The 14,793-nt window shown below is 69.0% G+C and carries 17 protein-coding genes and 1 riboswitch; of the genes, 7 read left to right on the forward strand and 10 right to left on the reverse strand.

Annotation, left to right across the window (positions count from 1 at the left end):
- Positions 1–146: 146 nt before the first annotated feature.
- Both D1832_RS11500 and D1832_RS11505 read right to left on the reverse strand, forming a co-directional pair.
- Positions 147–656: a DUF402 domain-containing protein gene (locus D1832_RS11500; protein WP_118914173.1), complete on the reverse strand. Its 510-nt coding sequence runs from the start codon at positions 654–656 to the stop codon at positions 147–149.
- Between the two features lie 9 nt (positions 657–665).
- Positions 666–1,334 (reverse strand): TetR/AcrR family transcriptional regulator, encoded by a 669-nt coding sequence (locus tag D1832_RS11505; protein ID WP_118914175.1) that lies wholly within the window; start codon positions 1,332–1,334, stop codon positions 666–668.
- Between the two features lie 95 nt (positions 1,335–1,429).
- Between D1832_RS11505 and D1832_RS11510 the strand changes: the two genes are divergently transcribed.
- Positions 1,430–1,702: a hypothetical protein gene (locus D1832_RS11510; RefSeq protein WP_118914177.1), complete on the forward strand. Its 273-nt coding sequence runs from the start codon at positions 1,430–1,432 to the stop codon at positions 1,700–1,702.
- Positions 1,703–2,157: 455 nt separating this feature from the next.
- Here the strand turns inward: D1832_RS11510 and D1832_RS11515 are convergent, their stop codons facing one another.
- The 3 genes from D1832_RS11515 to D1832_RS11525 form a co-directional block, all read right to left on the reverse strand.
- Positions 2,158–3,441, reverse strand: a complete 1,284-nt coding sequence (locus D1832_RS11515) for an adenylosuccinate synthase (RefSeq protein WP_118914179.1) — start codon at positions 3,439–3,441, stop codon at positions 2,158–2,160.
- Positions 3,442–3,595: 154 nt separating this feature from the next.
- The gene (locus D1832_RS11520) at positions 3,596–4,576 is read right to left on the reverse strand and encodes a helix-turn-helix domain-containing protein (protein WP_118914180.1); all 981 of its coding nucleotides are present in this window, start codon (positions 4,574–4,576) and stop codon (positions 3,596–3,598) included.
- A gap of 245 nt (positions 4,577–4,821) precedes the next feature.
- Positions 4,822–5,223, reverse strand: coding sequence for a DUF3151 domain-containing protein (locus tag D1832_RS11525; RefSeq protein WP_118914182.1), 402 nt, complete (start codon positions 5,221–5,223; stop codon positions 4,822–4,824).
- A gap of 91 nt (positions 5,224–5,314) precedes the next feature.
- Positions 5,315–5,438, forward strand: a riboswitch (cobalamin riboswitch).
- A 34-nt stretch (positions 5,439–5,472) separates the two neighbouring features.
- On the opposite strand from D1832_RS11525, the gene D1832_RS11530 reads away from it, so the two are divergent.
- From D1832_RS11530 to D1832_RS11540, 3 genes are read left to right on the forward strand one after another with little or no spacing between them, the layout of a single operon-like run.
- Complete coding sequence (locus D1832_RS11530) at positions 5,473–6,219, forward strand: energy-coupling factor ABC transporter permease (RefSeq protein ID WP_082128877.1); 747 nt, start codon at positions 5,473–5,475, stop codon at positions 6,217–6,219.
- Positions 6,216–7,367: a cobalt ECF transporter T component CbiQ gene (gene cbiQ, locus D1832_RS15395; RefSeq protein ID WP_182434770.1), complete on the forward strand. Its 1,152-nt coding sequence runs from the start codon at positions 6,216–6,218 to the stop codon at positions 7,365–7,367. The genes D1832_RS11530 and cbiQ overlap by 4 nt, the downstream gene beginning before the upstream one ends.
- A complete protein-coding gene (locus tag D1832_RS11540) occupies positions 7,364–8,182 on the forward strand; it encodes an energy-coupling factor ABC transporter ATP-binding protein (protein WP_118914184.1) in 819 nt (272 codons plus the stop codon). Before cbiQ ends, D1832_RS11540 begins: the two co-directional genes overlap by 4 nt.
- A 79-nt stretch (positions 8,183–8,261) precedes the next feature.
- Here the strand turns inward: D1832_RS11540 and fbaA are convergent, their stop codons facing one another.
- Both fbaA and D1832_RS11550 read right to left on the reverse strand, forming a co-directional pair.
- Positions 8,262–9,368, reverse strand: a complete 1,107-nt coding sequence (gene fbaA, locus D1832_RS11545) for a class II fructose-bisphosphate aldolase (RefSeq protein ID WP_274541969.1) — start codon at positions 9,366–9,368, stop codon at positions 8,262–8,264.
- A gap of 94 nt (positions 9,369–9,462) precedes the next feature.
- The gene (locus D1832_RS11550; protein WP_118914186.1) at positions 9,463–10,203 is read right to left on the reverse strand and encodes a TrmH family RNA methyltransferase; all 741 of its coding nucleotides are present in this window, start codon (positions 10,201–10,203) and stop codon (positions 9,463–9,465) included.
- Positions 10,204–10,271: 68 nt separating this feature from the next.
- Here D1832_RS11550 and D1832_RS11555 point away from each other — a divergent pair, with 68 nt between their 5' ends.
- Positions 10,272–10,952, forward strand: a complete 681-nt coding sequence (locus tag D1832_RS11555; protein WP_118914187.1) for a DedA family protein — start codon at positions 10,272–10,274, stop codon at positions 10,950–10,952.
- Between the two features lie 166 nt (positions 10,953–11,118).
- Positions 11,119–11,886, forward strand: a complete 768-nt coding sequence (locus D1832_RS11560) for an inositol monophosphatase family protein (protein WP_118914189.1) — start codon at positions 11,119–11,121, stop codon at positions 11,884–11,886.
- Positions 11,887–11,973: 87 nt separating this feature from the next.
- On the opposite strand, the gene D1832_RS11565 is transcribed toward D1832_RS11560, so the two are convergent.
- The 3 genes from D1832_RS11565 to D1832_RS11575 form a co-directional block, all read right to left on the reverse strand.
- Positions 11,974–12,651 (reverse strand): SDR family oxidoreductase, encoded by a 678-nt coding sequence (locus D1832_RS11565; RefSeq protein ID WP_118914191.1) that lies wholly within the window; start codon positions 12,649–12,651, stop codon positions 11,974–11,976.
- A gap of 83 nt (positions 12,652–12,734) precedes the next feature.
- A complete protein-coding gene (locus D1832_RS11570) occupies positions 12,735–13,739 on the reverse strand; it encodes an o-succinylbenzoate synthase (RefSeq protein ID WP_182434771.1) in 1,005 nt (334 codons plus the stop codon).
- Between the two features lie 79 nt (positions 13,740–13,818).
- Complete coding sequence (locus D1832_RS11575) at positions 13,819–14,181, reverse strand: TraR/DksA family transcriptional regulator (protein ID WP_118914245.1); 363 nt, start codon at positions 14,179–14,181, stop codon at positions 13,819–13,821.
- Positions 14,182–14,361: 180 nt separating this feature from the next.
- Here D1832_RS11575 and D1832_RS11580 point away from each other — a divergent pair, with 180 nt between their 5' ends.
- Positions 14,362–14,787: an SRPBCC family protein gene (locus tag D1832_RS11580; RefSeq protein ID WP_118914194.1), complete on the forward strand. Its 426-nt coding sequence runs from the start codon at positions 14,362–14,364 to the stop codon at positions 14,785–14,787.
- Positions 14,788–14,793: the final 6 nt, after the last annotated feature.

Below are 14,793 nucleotides of genomic sequence, written 5' to 3' on the forward strand. Positions count from 1 at the left end.
GGCTCGACCGGGTTTCGGCGCGTTTGGCGACGGAGGGGTCACCTCATGCCGTTGGGCGGAGTTTGCTGCGGTTGGGCCCAGGCAGCGACTACCCAACCGCAGGGAAGTCTGCCCAGCGCCGAGGGCGTCGAGCGGGCGTACTCGGCTCAAATCTTGGCGAGCCAGGCTCGGTGGGAGCCGTCGAAGGGCGCTTCACCGTTCTCGATCATCGAGCGGACGGCGTCGGCCGCTTCGCGAGCAGCCGTGACGAGCCGTGCCGGGTAGGCGAAGTCGCGCGTGTGCGCCTCGAACTCGTCCTCGTCGTCGATCTCGACGACGCCCGTCGTCCGCTTGATGACGTCGAGGTCGAGGTCGAGCGTGAAGGCTTCGCCCTGGTTGACGGTGGTCGGCGTCGTGATGTCGACGTAGACCTCGATCGTGCGGCTGCGCCCGGCGGGTTCGGCGTTGAACGTGGCGACCCACCACTGCTCGTCAGGAATGAGCACGACGTGGTTGCACGGCACCTTCTGGCTCGTGCCGGGCTTGCTCACCTCGGTGCCCTTGCGCCCGCCGAGCCACAGGCCGTTGGCGTCCTGGCCGAGGATCTCCAGTTCGCTGCCCCAGTGCTCGTCGCCGTTGTACTTGCCGAATTGAAGTCGTGTTTTCTCGCGCGCCACGTCGTCAGCCTACCGAGAGGGGTGGTTCGGAGCGTCCGATGCGAACTTCGGCGCGATGACGGACCGGACGGCACGACGAACGGGTGAGGGCAGCCGGGAGAACCGCGCGAGGGTTCGGTCGAGTTCGCGCAGTGTGGCGAAGGAGCCCGACAGGGCGCCCGGTTCGGCGCCGTCGACGAGCACTGTGCCGAGCATGCCCGACAGGGCTGCCTCGACGACGCTCGCGGGCGAGACGAGCCCCTCGACGGGACTGTCGACCATCGCTCGCTCGAGCGCCTCGCCGACGACCGTGCGCCACTCGCCGAGCAACTCCCGCGCCAGCTTCGCCAGCGCCTCGTCCTGCCCCGCAGCGGCGAGGAGCTGAGCCATGAGCGCCGCACCGCCGTCAGCGCGGTCGGTGCCGAGTTCGGCCTTCACGGCGTCGAGGACCTCGCCGAGCCCGTGGGCCGAGGCGAGGGCCTCGCGGTACCGCTCAAGCGCCTCGTCGACGGACTCGCGGTAGGCGGCCGCGACGAGGTCGCCCAGGGTGCCGAAGTGGTAGAAGATCAGCGCCTGGTTGACGCCTGCCTCGGCCGCCACGGATCGCGCCGTGACGGACGCGAGTCCGCGCCGTCCGACGATCGTGACGACGGCCGCACGAAGACGCCGCTGGGTGAGTGCGGCTGCTTCCCTCGCCATGGAACTCCTCCCCCGAAACCCTTGAGCAGTCGCTCAATGAGCCCTACATCAGCAATTGAGCAACCGCTCAAATGTGCGGAGAAGGGCGGAACGCCATGTCACAGCACGTCACCTCGGGTACGACGCGTCCGACGCACCCCTCACCCGGCTTCTCGCGGAACGACGCTCGACTCGTGGCGAGCCTGAGCGGAGGACTCGGCGCTCTCGGCGCAGTGGTCGGACTCGCCGTCGGTCTCAGGACGTACACGCCGACGGCGTGGTTTGCGGCGCTCGAGGTCGGTGCGCCCGCTGCCTGGCTCGGGTTGATGCTCGGACTCACCATCGTCGGAGTGCGCCGCCTGGCCGCCCGGCGCCGTCGCGCTCACTGATCACGGACCCGAAATCGTCCCTTCTTTTGCGCGACCGGATGCCCCGCCCACCACAAGCGCAGAAATCTTCCCCACGAGTGCGCAAGCAAGCGCCTTGCACACCACAAGGGAAGAGACCTTCCCTTCTTGCGCGCAAGCAGACGTCTTGGACACAAGAAGGGAAGAAAACATCCCAATTCGGACCGACCCGACCCGACGCGACGCAGGCCATGTCCGAAGACGCGGACGAGGTCACGTCCGAGCAGCAACGAGAGCCGCCCCCCAACGGCACCACGCTGGAGGCGGACGCCGTGAGGTCGAGCGCGGCGCGAAGCAGTGGCTGAGCTTGCGAAGCCGGTGCGAGCCCCGCGCCCGACCTCACGGCCCGAAGCCCTGTCGCACCGAGCGAAGGCCCCCGAATAGCGAGCTCGCTCGCAGTTCGGGGGCCTTCGCCGGAAGACGGGGCGAGGGAAGACTCAGACCAGCTCGTGGCGTTGAATGATCTCGTCGCGGCCGGGGCCGACGCCGATGGCGGAGATGCGTGCGCCGATCTGCTCCTCGACGAAGAGGATGTACTTCTGCGCGTTTTCCGGCAGGTCCTCGAAGGTGCGGCAGCCGGTGATGTCCTGCTTCCAACCGGGCAGCATTTCGTAGACGGGCTTCGCGTGGTGGAAGTCGGTCTGGTTCTCGGGCATCTCGTCGAAGCGCTTGCCGTCGACCTCGTAGGCGACGCAGACGGGGATCTCGTCGAAGGTGTCGAGGTTGTCGAGCTTCGTCACGACGAAGTCGGTGACGCCGTTGACGCGTGCGGCGTAGCGGCCGATGACGACGTCGAGCCAGCCGACGCGGCGCGGACGGCCGGTCGTCGTGCCGAACTCGTGGCCGATCTCGCGGAGGGTGTCGCCGACCTCGTCGTGCAATTCGGTGGGGAACGGGCCCTCGCCGACGCGCGTGGTGAACGCCTTGAGGATGGCGATGACGCGGTCGATGCTCGTGGGCGGGATGCCGGCGCCGGTGCAGGCGCCCGCGGAGATGGCGTTGGACGACGTCACGTACGGGTAGGTGCCGTGGTCGACGTCGAGCAGCGTGGCCTGGCCGGCCTCGCAGAGGACGACCTCGTCGGCGTCGAGTGCCTTGCTGAGGAGCAGGGACGTGTCGGCCACCATGGGGCGCAGGCGCTCGGCGTACTGCAGCAGGTCCTCGACGACCTCGTCGACCTCGATGGCGCGGCGGTTGTACGTCTTGACGAGCAGCTGGTTCTTCAGTTCGAGCGCCGCCTCGACTTTCTGGCGCAGGATCGACTCGTCGAAGATGTCCTGCACGCGGATGCCGATGCGGTTCATCTTGTCGGCGTACGTGGGGCCGATGCCGCGGCCGGTGGTGCCGATCTTGCGCTGGCCGAGGAAGCGCTCGGAAACCTGGTCGATGACCTTGTTGTAGCGCGGGATGAGGTGCGCGTTGGAGGACACGACAAGCTTGGACGTGTCGACGCCGCGGGCCTCGAGAGCGTCGAGCTCCTCGAAGAGGACGCCGAGGTCGACGACGACGCCGTTGGCGATGACGGGCGTGACGCCCGGCGTCAGGATGCCCGAGGGCAACAGGTGCAGGGCGTACTTCTCGCCGCCCACGACGACGGTGTGGCCGGCGTTGTTACCGCCGTTGAACTTCACGACGTAGTCGATGCGACTTCCGAGGAGGTCGGTGGCCTTGCCCTTGCCTTCGTCGCCCCACTGGGCACCGACGAGCACGATTGCCGGCATGCGGATCAACTGCCTTTGGTTGCTGCTGGGCCGACGCCCTCGGGCGCGGCGCGTGCCGTGCGGCACACCCGCGCGAGGCGTCGACTCTTACCGCCCAAGGGTACCCGCTCGCCCCGTCGGGGCCGTGATGACGCTCACGGCGGCATGGGGACGTTCAGGCTCCGGAGCTTCTTCGCGGAACTGAGCCGACGATTCCGCGCTCGGTCAGTTCGACCGCCAGCTGGAAGCGTGTCTCGACGTTGCACTCGTCCATGAGGGCAGCGATCCGACGGCGGACGGTGCGCAGGCTGACGCCGAGCACGCGGGCGATGGCCTCGTCCTTGAGGCCGGCCTGCATAAGCTCGACGAGACGCTCCGATGTCGTGTCGACGCCGTCGTCGACGGTGGTCGAGGCTGCCCAGAGGCGGTCGAACAGTTCGACGAAGGCCCGCACGACGACCGGGTCCCGCAGCACGGCGTATCGGCCCTCGTCACCACCCCACTCGGTGTTGGCGAGGACGAGATCGGTGCCGTAACAGACGAATTCGTTCGGAATGTGGTTGGCGAGGCGCTGACTCTCCCCCATGGCCGCCCACTGGGCCACCTCGAGGGTGCGGCTGCTCGCGGCGTCGAACTCGTGCAGTCCGTAGAGCCCGCGCCCCTCCTCGACGAGGCGGCACAGGACGGGCTGTTCGTCGGGCGTGAAGGCGACGGCGTCGGTGTGCGTCATGCGGATGGGGCCGGACGTCGACGCCGCAAGGTGCTCCATGACATCGGCAAGGCCGGAGGCGTCGATGTACTCGCGGACCGGCTCGTCGGACGACGAGTGCTCCTGCCCCGCACGGTGGTCGCCGGCGAATCCGTCGATGGCGTCACGCAGCCGGGCGAGGTCTCGGCGTCGCTCCGCGAGGCGCGCCTCCTCGGCCGAGAGGATGCGTTCGAGGCCGGCGCGCGGGTGGTCGGCCTGGACAAGGCCTTCCTCGTTGATACGCACGAGCCGCATGGCGCGCAGCGCCTCTGTGGCGTCGTCGATCTCGGCGGTGGACCGGTTGAGGCGCGCGGCATACACGGACGCGGGACGCGCCTGATCGCGCAGCACCTGGCGGTAGAGCTGTTCGGCAAGGTCGTCGAGGCCGAGGACGGCGAGGCGGTTCACGCGTCCACATTAGGACAGACGAGGGGGACATGACCCCTCCCGGCCATGTCCCCCTCGTCCCCGCCACCGCGGACGGTGGCAGACGATGCGCACGCTGTTCCCTCGTTCGCTCGTCCCCCAGAGACGAACGCTCCCTGAACGCGCCATCGCACACCTCTGACGCAGGCGGGTGACGATCGGTTCCCTCACGTGACGACGAATCGGGACAGCACCAACGCGAGTCGCGCCGGGGCTCGCTCAGCTGGTCAGAGGCCGAGCTCGCGAGCGCCCGTGGCCGAGGAGTCGCGCAGGAAGTCGGCGCAGCGACGCTGTTCGTCGGTTTCGCCGATGGCGCCGGCGGCCTTGCTCAGCGCGCCGAGTGCACGCAGGAAGCCGCGGTTCGGCTCGTGCTCCCACGGCACCGGGCCCTGGCCGCGCCAGCCGGCCTTGCGCAGCGAGTCGAGCCCGCGGTGGTAGCCGGTGCGGGCGTAGGCGTACCCCTCGACGGCCTCGCCGTCGTCGAGCGCGTCCTCGGCGAGCTGGGCCCACACGAGCGAGCTGGCCGGGTACATGCGGGCGACGTCGCGCGGGTGGACGCCGGCGTCGAGCTTCTCGGCGGCCGGGTCGACGTCGAGCTTGGTTTCGGGGATTCCGAGCAGGTTGTCCATGGCGCCATTCAAACATCGAGCGCCGACAACCTCGTCCACGGTGGTGACACCCACTCACGTCGTCGAAGAAGCCGCGCCCGCTGTCCCCACCACGCAACTCGCCGCTGTTAGGCTCCCGTCGTCGCCTCAAGATCGAGGAACCCGGTGAGAGTCCGGGACGGTCGCGCCACTGTGAGCGGGTTTTCCGCGAGTCAGGAACTCGAGGGCGAAGCATTGTCGGGACGCGTCATCCCGGGAAGGTGCATTGCGATGCATATTGCCGAGGGCTTCTTGCCACCCCTCCACGCGGCCGCTTGGACGGCCGTCTCCGCGCCGTTCGTCGTTCACGGCGTCCGCCGCATCACGCAGATCACGCGTGAACACCCTGATTCCAAACTCCTGCTCGCCGGCGTCGGTGCCTACTCGTTCGTGCTGTCGGCCATCAAGCTGCCGTCGGTCACGGGCAGTTCGTCGCACCCGACGGGCACGGGTGAGGGCGCCGTCATCTTCAAGCCACCCGTCATGGCCGCGTTGGGCACGATCGTGCTCATCTTCCAGGCGTTGCTGCTCGCGCACGGCGGCCTGACGACGTTGGGCGCCAACGTGTTCTCCATGGCGATCGTCGGGCCGTGGGTCGCCTACGGCACCTACCGTCTCCTGGGCCGGGCGCCGTTCTCGGTGGCCGTCTTCTTCGCCGTCGCCCTGGCCGACCTGGCCACGTACGTCGTCACCGCCACGCAGCTGGCCATCGCGTTCCCCGACGCCCAGAGCGGCTTCTTCGGCGCATGGTCGCGCTTCCTCGGCCTGTTCGCGCTCACTCAGATTCCGCTCGCCATCGTTGAGGGCCTCATCGGCGTGCTCCTCATGAACGCCCTGCGTTCGTGGGCGGGCCCGCAGCTGCAGGGCCTCGGCTTCGGCAAGGGCCGCCGCGATGTCTTCGACGACGAGCCTGGCGAATCCGACACTCCCGCCACGACCGACGACACCCTCAACACGCCCGCCGGAGGTGCCCGATGAAGCGCTCGACCGTGTGGAAGAACATCGCACTCCTTGCCCTGGCGGCCCTGGTGTTCGCCGTCGCACTGCTCATGGGCGCCCGCTCCGGAGGTGAGTTCGGCGGGACGGATGCCGCCGCCTCCGAGCAGATCGAGGCCTCGAACAAGGACTACGAGCCGTGGTTCTCGCCGATCTGGGAGCAGCCCGGCGGCGAGGTCGAATCCGGCCTCTTCGCGCTGCAGGCAGCGATCGGCGCCGGCGTTCTCGGCTTCGTGCTCGGCACGTTCCGCGAGCGCCGTAAGCGTTCGACGGAAACGGCGCCGAACGCCGACGACTCCCCGCAGAACGCCGCACGCGCCCCCCGAGTCGACAACCCGCAGCAGCTGACCGTGGGAGCCAGGACGGGCTCCGGCCCGGCCGTCGATCGCGCCGCCTGGAGCAACAGGTGGCGCGATCGCTCCGTTCTCGAGAAGTCGGTGCTCAGTCTCGGCCTGCTCGTCGTCGCCATGGTGACGAGGGCGCCCTGGCTCCACGCCGCCCTCGTCGTGGTCTGCCTGGTCGCCATCCTCGTCGGCGCCCGCGTCGAACCGAGGCTCGCCTCGCGCGTGCTCACGCTGCCGGTGGCGTTCATCGTGATCGGCGCACTCGCTGCCGCGGTGTCGATCGGCCACCCCGCTCCTGACGCCGTGTGGTCGTTCGGCCCGTTCTGGTCGGCGCCGGCGTCGATCGAGCGTTCCGTCGAGACAGTCGGCCGCTCACTCGCGGCGGCCTCGGCCCTCATGATGCTTGCCCTCACCACCCCGATGACCGACCTCCTGACGGCGGCCCGTCGCGCCAAGGTGCCCGCGACGATGGTGGAGATCGCGGGCCTCGTCTACCGGATGCTCTTCGTCCTCCTCGACGTGGCAGGGAACGTCCGCGCGACGCAGGAGGCCCGACTCGGGTACGCGTCTCCGCGCATCGCCCGGGCCAGCGTCGCGTCGTTGCTGTCCGCCACGCTCCGAACGGCCTGGGTGCGGGCTCAGCGTCTCGGCGAAGGGCTCGAAGGGCGCGGCTTCGACGGCGCGCTCGTCGTCACGCCCCGGGCGCAGAACGTCTCAGTGCCGTTCGTCGGCCTCAGCGCTTGCGTGGTCATGGTGCTGGGCGTCGTCGCGGTGATGACCCGATGAGTGCGCTCGCCCTGCACGGGGTCAGCGTCCGGTACGGCCGCGACGCGTGGGTGCTGCGCGACGCCGACGTGGAGGTCGAGGCGGGCCGTCGCCTCGCGCTCATCGGCGCCAATGGTGCGGGCAAGACGACGCTCCTGCGGACCTTGAGCGGCAGCCTGCGGCCCACCGCCGGCGAGGTCCTCGTCGACGAGACGCCCCTGAACTTCAAGCGCACAGCACTCACCGCCCACCGCCGCGCCGTGCAGCTCGTCCTACAGGATCCGGACGATCAGCTCTTCTCCGCCGATGTCCACGCCGAGATCTCCTACGGTCCCACCAACCTCGGCCTCGACCTCGACGCCGTCCGTGCGCGGGTGGCCGAGACCGCTGAACTGTTGGGCATCACCGAGCTGCTCACCCGCCCCGTGCATCACCTCTCGTACGGCCAGCGCAAACGCGTCGCCCTCGCCGGCGCCGTGGCGATGCAGCCGCGCTTCCTCCTGCTCGACGAGCCGACGGCCGGCCTCGACCCCGCCGGATGCGCGGCTCTCCTCGCGTGCCTCGGGCGGCTCGAAGGCGCGGGCACGACCGTCGTCCTGTCGACCCACGACATGGCGCTCGTGTGGGAGTGGGCCGACACCGTCACGCTGCTCGACGCCGGGCGTGCTGTCAGTGACGACGCCGGCGCCCTCCTGGGCGACGCCGACCTCCTGCGTCATGCGCAGCTCGATCGACCGTGGCAGGCGGACCTTCTCGATGCCGCAGGCCTCCCCGTCTCGGCAGCCGACCGCCCGCGTTCCCGCGCTGACGTTCTGGCGGCAGCCCTCCACCGCTGAACGCCGCACAACGAAACGAGCGGCCGGCCCACGATTGTTCGTGGACGGGCCGCTCGCGTCGAACGACTCGGGTGAGGCGTCAGGCCTTCTTGGCGCCCTGGCTCTTGCCGGCGGAGCCGAGGTGCTCACACGCCTCGACGACGCGCTTGGCCATGCCCTCTTCGCCAGCCTTGCCCCAGGCGCGCGGGTCGTACTGCTTCTTGTTGCCGACCTCGCCGTCGATCTTGAGGACGCCCTCGTAGTTGCCGAGCATCCAGCCGGCGATCGGGCGGGTGAAGGCGTACTGCGTGTCGGTGTCGACGTTCATCTTGACGACGCCGTATGACACGGCCTCCTTGATCTCCTCCTCCGACGAGCCCGAGCCACCGTGGAAGACGAGGTGGAACGGCTTGTCCTCGGCCTCGGAGAACTTGGCCTTGACGGCGTCCTGCGCGTCCTTGAGCACGGACGGGCGCAGCTGGACGTTGCCCGGCTTGTAGACGCCGTGCACGTTTCCGAAGGTGAGGGCCGTCATGTAGTACACGTCGGTACCGGCGCCGAGAGCCTCGGCCGTGGCGATGGCGTCCTCGGGCGTGGAGTACAGCTGGTCGTTGATCTCGTTGTCGACGCCGTCCTCTTCACCGCCGACGACACCGACCTCGATCTCGAGGATGATGTTCGCCTGCTGGCACTTGTCGAGCAGCTCCTTGGCGATCTCGAGGTTCTCCTCGAGCGGAACGGCCGAACCGTCCCACATGTGCGACTGGAAGTACGGCTGACCGCCGTCCTTGACGCGCTCGATCGAGGCGTCGACGAGCGGGCGGACGAAGCTGTCGAGCTTGTCCTTCGGGCAGTGGTCGGTGTGCAGGGCGATGTTGACGTCGTAGTTCTTCGCCACCTCGTGGGCGAAGGCCGACATCGCGAGGGCGCCGGTGACCATGTTCTTCACCGTGGGGCCCGAGAAGTACTCGGCGCCACCGGTGGAGACCTGGATGATGCCGTCCGAACCGGCCTCGGCGAAACCACGGATGGCGGCGTTCAGCGTCTGCGACGACGAAACGTTGATGGCCGGGTACGCGAAGCCCTCACGCTTCGCGCGGTCGAGCATCTCGCGGTAAACCTCGGGGGTTGCGATGGGCATGTCCACTCCCTTGTCGATCTGCGGTTCGTGGGCCGTACCGGGTGCTGGCACGGCCGTCCGATTCATCCTTTCACGCACCACACGGACGTGGGCGTTACGTCGCCGGACGGGCCGAGGAGTGAGCAGCGATGCTCAGCTTTCGGACACTGACACTGCGGGGTCATTCGCCGATGCGCTGGCCGAACACGTGCCGGCGGATCCAGGCGTGCATCGTGACGGCGGCCGCGGCGCCGGCGTTGATCGAGCGCGTCGAGCCGAACTGCGCGATGTCGAGAACGATGTCGGCCTTCTCGAGCGCTTCCGCGCTGACGCCAGGGCCCTCCTGACCGAACAGCAGGACGCAGTGTCGCGGCAGGTCGAACGTCTCGAGGGGCACGCTGCCCGCGACGTTGTCGATGGCGTAGACGGGGATGCGCGTCGCGTTACCCGCGGCGTCAGCCGGGCCGGCAGTCGCCGCCCACATGAGCAGGTCGTCGACCGACGGGTGGTGCATCTCGTGCTGGTACCGGTCGGTCACCATCGCGCCCCGACGGTTCCACCGGCGCCGGCCGACGATGTGGAACGCCTTGGCGTTGAACGCGTTGGCCGTGCGGATGACGGAGCCGATGTTGAAGTCGTGCTCCCAGTTCTCCACCGCCACGTGGAAGTCGTGCCGCGACTCGTCGAGGTGCCTGACAATGGCGTCGTGGCGCCAGTATCGGAACCGGTCCTCGACGTTGCGGCGGTCGCCGTCACGCAGGAGTTCCGGGTCGAAGCGAGCGTCGAGTTCACCGTCGTCATCGAGCGGCCACGGCCCCTGCCACGGTCCGACCCCGACGACGTGATCCGGACGTTCCCCGCTCGCTTCACCCACGAGCGTCAAGGGTAGTGGCCGCCCCGGCGGCCCGCGCGAACCTCTCATTTGCCCCTCACCGCCGCGGCGTTGCTCACAGGCCCCACACCGGCCACCCCGGTACGCTCGACAACGTGATGCATGCCCTCGGCCCCGACTTCATGGACCCGAACTACCTCCTCAGCCACTTCGGCGGAGCGTTCTTCTGGGTCTCCCTCGCCATCGTCTTCGTCGAGTGCGGACTGTTCTTCCCGCTCCTTCCCGGCGACTCCCTGCTCTTCGCCATCGGCATGTTCACCGCGACGTCGGCGACGAGCGGCTTCGACATCCCGCTCTACGTCTCGCTGCCCGCGCTGTGCATCGCGGCGTTCCTCGGCAACGTCGTCGGCTACGAACTCGGACGCCTGCTCGGCACACCGCTGTACGAACGCGACGGCAAGGTCCTCAAGAAGAAATACTTCGAACAGACCAACGCGTTCTTCGACAAGCACGGCAACAAGGCCCTCGTCATCGGCCGATTCGTGCCCATCGTGCGCACGTTCATCACCGTCGTTGCCGGCGCCAGCCACATGGAGCGCAAGCGCTTCTTCACGTGGTCGGCCGTGGGCGCCGTGCTGTGGGTCTTCTCCATCACGTTCGCCGGGTATTTCCTCGGTAAGGCCTTCCCCGGCCTCGGCAAGAACATCGACATCGCCATCATGGCCATCGTCCTCGTGAGCGTGCTGCCGATGGCCTACGAGTGGTTCGCCCACCGCCGTCGCACCAAGGCTCTCGTCAAGGAAGCCGGCGACATCATCGACCACGACCCGACGAACTGACTTGCTCGCCGCATTGCGCGGCTCGACCTCAGGCCCCCGAGAAGGTTCTCGGGGGCCTGAGGTTTTCTCGCGCGATACAACACGGTTCGGAAGATGCCCTCGTTTGCGTGTTGCACGCTCACGACGGCGACATCGCGGGCCCCCCGGGGCCACTAGGATCGGACGCGTGGATACCCAGGCCGTCCTGACCATGCTGCAAGAAGCCGCCGACGAGTTCATCAACCCCCGATTCGAATCCCTCGCCCGACACGAGGTCATGGAGAAGAACCCCGGCGACCTCGTGACGGTCGCCGACCGCGAGGCCGAGGTCGCCATCACCGCCCGCCTGCTGGACGCCTACCCGGACGCACTCATCGTCGGCGAGGAAGCGGTCGCCGCCGACCCGAGCATCCTCGGCCGAACCGAGCACGCCGATCACTGGTTCACCGTCGACCCGGTCGACGGCACGAAGAACTTCGTCCACGGCTCCCCCGACCACGGCGTCATGGTGGCCGAGATGCGCGGCGGCGACGTCGTCCGCAGTTGGATGTGGCAGCCGCAGCACGGCGTCGCCTACGTCGCGGAGAAGGGCGCAGGGGCGTTCCGCAACGGCGAGCGCATCGCCCCGCGCACCGTCGGCGAGGTTGCCCAGGGCGTCACGTCGCGCCCCACCCGCGTCGGTGAGTCGCTCGACGGCCTGCCGCCGCTCAAGCTCTCCTGGGTGTGCTGTGCCGTCGACTACCCCCAGATCGCCTCCGGCGGCGCCGACTACATCCTCTACGTCACGACGAAGCCCTGGGACCACGCACCCGGCGCGCTGTTCATCCGCGAATCGGGTGGTGTTTCCGCCTACGCCGACGGCACCGACTACGACCCGCGCTTCGAGCGCACTCCGACTCCGCTGCTCGTCGCCGCCGACCCGCAGCTGCACGAGCGCCTGCGCTCACACCTCTGACTCGGCGCCAGCGATGACGACGAAGGGGCGAGGACCACCACGGTCCTCGCCCCTTCGTCGTCATCGCGGGTTTTCCTGGGTGGACGCTCAGGCGAGCCGCTCCGACGCCGGCGCCTGGGCGACGGCCTCGGCGATCGGCACGTCACCGTCGGTGAACGGCAGCGCCTTGCCGATCGTGGAGTCGTCGGCGAGCACCGCGGCGATGACGCGGGCCACGTTGGCGCGCGACGCCTTCACGTCGCCGCGCGTCGTCGTGATCTCGATCGAACCGCTCGGCTCGTCCAGCGACAGCGCCGTCGGCCCGACGAGCGTCCACTTCAGCGACGTGCCGCGCAGGTGTTCGTCCGCCTCCGCCTTCGCCTGAGCGTAGGTGTGGAAGTCGTTGTCCTCGGGCACCCCGTGATCGAGCGATGCGCCGAGGTAGGACACCATGACGTAGCGCTCGGGCCCGACGGCGGACGCAGCGTCCATCGTGCGGATCGCGGCGTCGCGGTCGACGGCGATGGTGCGCTCCGGGTCACCTCCTCCGGCACCGGCCGACCACACGAGAGCGTCGAAGCCCTGCTCGGTGAAGAGCTCCTTGATCTCCTCGGTGCTGAGGGCGGAGATGTCGGCGACGAGCGCAGTGGCTCCGGTCGCCTCGACGTCGCCCACGTGGTCAGGGTTGCGCACGATGGACGTCACCTCGTGCCCTGCCTCGACGAGCAGCGGTGCGGTGAGCAGTGCGATCTTGCCGTGTCCTCCGACGATTCCGACGTGTGCCACGGGACCTCCTCGGTCGATTGCGTTGGTCCTTCCTGACAACGGCGACGGTGCCGTCTCTATGCCCACGCTGTCAATTCGCTCGCTCAGTGAGCGGCCAGCACCTCGTAGCTCGCGGCCACGCGCTCGCGCCACCACGCCTCGCGCTCGGCGCTCGCCCGGTAGCGCTCGAGGCGTTCTGGGTCGAGCGCACGCGCGTCGTCGATCTGAGCGACTGTGAGGTTGCCGCCCACCGGCACGAGCGACCGTTCGACGACGTCGCCGTCGAGCAGGTTGATCGTGCCCAGGCCACACGCGTGGTCAAGTTCCGGCAGTGCCGCCGCGAGCGCCAGGCCCGCCGCCATGCCGGGGCTCGAATCGAGCGCGGAACTGACGACCATGGGCAGGCCCGTCTCCTCCGCGATGCGCAGCGCGCCCGCCACCCCGCCGAGCGGTGCAACCTTGACGATGGCGAGGTCAGCGGCATGGAGTTCGACGACGCGCAGGGGGTCGTCGGCCTTGCGGATGGATTCGTCGGCGGCGATGCGCACGTCGACGCCCGATGCGGCGAGGCTTCGGCGCACGCGCGCCAGGTCGTCGACCGGCATGACGGGCTGCTCGACGTATTCGAGGTCGAAGGCCGCGAGCCGCGTGATGGCTGCGACGGCGTCGTCGACGCCCCAGCCGCCGTTCGCGTCGAGGCGCACTCTGCCTTCGGGCCCCAGCCCGTCACGCACCGCGGCGACGCGGGCAACGTCGTCGTCGAGCGCCTGCCCCTTCTCCGCCACCTTGACCTTGGCCGTCGAGCAGCCGTCGAAGCGCGCGAGCACCCGCGGCACGTCGGCCGCCGGGACGGCCGGCACGGTGGCGTTGACGGCGACGACGTCACGCACCGGCTCGGGCCACCCCACGTACGCAGCCTCGAGGGCGGCCGCGAGCCATCGTGATGCCTCGTCCGGCTCGTACTCGAGGAACGGGGCGAACTCCCCCACGCCGCAGGGCCCCTCGATGTAGGCGATCTCGCGGTGCTGCACGCCGCGAAAGCGCGTGTTGAGCGGCAGTGAGACGGCCTTGAGGCCGTCGAGCAGGTCGGAGAGCGGGGGCAACGCCATGATCGAAGCCTAGGACCAGGTCAGATGCGCGGCCCGTGGGACCCGACGCCCGCTCCAGTGCGAACGTGGCTGCCCGGCGTCATCGGCGAGGGCTCGCGTTCTCCTGCTGCGCGCAGCCGATGCACAGCGTCGCTGTCGGCCGCGCTTCGAGGCGCTCATCGCCGATTGGCCCACTACAGCGGGCACAGGTGCCGTACGCGCCGTCGTCCAGACGCCGCAGGGCCGCCTCGATTTCACGCAGCTGTTCGCGCCCCTCCTGCGCGAGCGACGCGACCTGGGCGCGTGAAACGGCCACTGTCGAGCCCTCCGGATCGTGCTCGTCGTCGAGGTTGCTGTCGCGCACCGACTCGACGATGTCGGCGAAGCTCTCGTCGAGCCCCTTGAGCCGCTGCGTCGTCTCGGCACGTTTGGTGAGCAGCGCGGCGCGTGCATCGAACGTCATCCCGTCAGCGTAGACAGGCGCCGCAGTCGAACCACGTGGGAGGTCGGCCGCCGTCCGGGTGACGTTCTGGTGAACAACGCCTTCGACCGCGTCACGGCGCGTCATACGCATTTAGGTTCTTGTCATCGGGGAACGCCATCTGAGGGAGCAATCGTCATGGAGTTTTCGACAACGTAGGAAATTCACGCGGACCTCGCGACGGTCTGGGCCGCACTCGGCGACCCGCAGAACCGGGTGAAGTGGATGGATGACCTCACCGACGTGAAACCTGAGGACGGTACGACGGCCCCCGGGCCCGGCGCTCGGTACAGGGCCTCCCAGGCCTGGTGGCGCTTCGACAATCAGCGCCTCACGATCCACGACCACCAGCCGAACGAGCGCCTCACGTACTCCGCGGAGACCACCGGCGGCGGCGTCACGTTCGAGTACACGCTGCGCCAGGTGGACGAGCGTCACGTCGCTGTCCACTTCCTGCTGCGCATGGACAGCACATTCGCCAAGGTGAACGCGTCCATGAGCGGCCCGCTGCTCGAGAAGAAGCTGAACGCCGAAGCCGCACAGCTTCGCGACTACTGCGAAGCGCAGGCGTCGACCCGCACCGCGTGAAGCGCG

It is taken from the genome of Dermacoccus abyssi, assembly GCF_003515945.1.
Lineage (GTDB): Bacteria > Actinomycetota > Actinomycetes > Actinomycetales > Dermatophilaceae > Dermacoccus > Dermacoccus abyssi.

What these genes read in the sequence shown, in the direction of transcription:
- D1832_RS11570 (WP_182434771.1), bottom strand. Translation starts at nt 13,739, where the DNA reads ATGGCGTTGCCCCCGCTCTCCGACCTGCTCGACGGCCTCAAGGCCGTC.
- D1832_RS11525 (WP_118914182.1), bottom strand. Translation starts at nt 5,223, where the DNA reads ATGGACAACCTGCTCGGAATCCCCGAAACCAAGCTCGACGTCGACCCG.
- D1832_RS11575 (WP_118914245.1), bottom strand. Translation starts at nt 14,181, where the DNA reads ATGACGTTCGATGCACGCGCCGCGCTGCTCACCAAACGTGCCGAGACG.
- D1832_RS11505 (WP_118914175.1), bottom strand. Translation starts at nt 1,334, where the DNA reads ATGGCGAGGGAAGCAGCCGCACTCACCCAGCGGCGTCTTCGTGCGGCC.
- D1832_RS11530 (WP_082128877.1), top strand. Translation starts at nt 5,473, where the DNA reads ATGCATATTGCCGAGGGCTTCTTGCCACCCCTCCACGCGGCCGCTTGG.
- D1832_RS11550 (WP_118914186.1), bottom strand. Translation starts at nt 10,203, where the DNA reads ATGAGAGGTTCGCGCGGGCCGCCGGGGCGGCCACTACCCTTGACGCTC.
- D1832_RS11510 (WP_118914177.1), top strand. Translation starts at nt 1,430, where the DNA reads ATGTCACAGCACGTCACCTCGGGTACGACGCGTCCGACGCACCCCTCA.
- cbiQ (WP_182434770.1), top strand. Translation starts at nt 6,216, where the DNA reads ATGAAGCGCTCGACCGTGTGGAAGAACATCGCACTCCTTGCCCTGGCG.
- D1832_RS11515 (WP_118914179.1), bottom strand. Translation starts at nt 3,441, where the DNA reads ATGCCGGCAATCGTGCTCGTCGGTGCCCAGTGGGGCGACGAAGGCAAG.
- D1832_RS11540 (WP_118914184.1), top strand. Translation starts at nt 7,364, where the DNA reads ATGAGTGCGCTCGCCCTGCACGGGGTCAGCGTCCGGTACGGCCGCGAC.
- fbaA (WP_274541969.1), bottom strand. Translation starts at nt 9,368, where the DNA reads ATGAATCGGACGGCCGTGCCAGCACCCGGTACGGCCCACGAACCGCAG.
- D1832_RS11555 (WP_118914187.1), top strand. Translation starts at nt 10,272, where the DNA reads ATGCATGCCCTCGGCCCCGACTTCATGGACCCGAACTACCTCCTCAGC.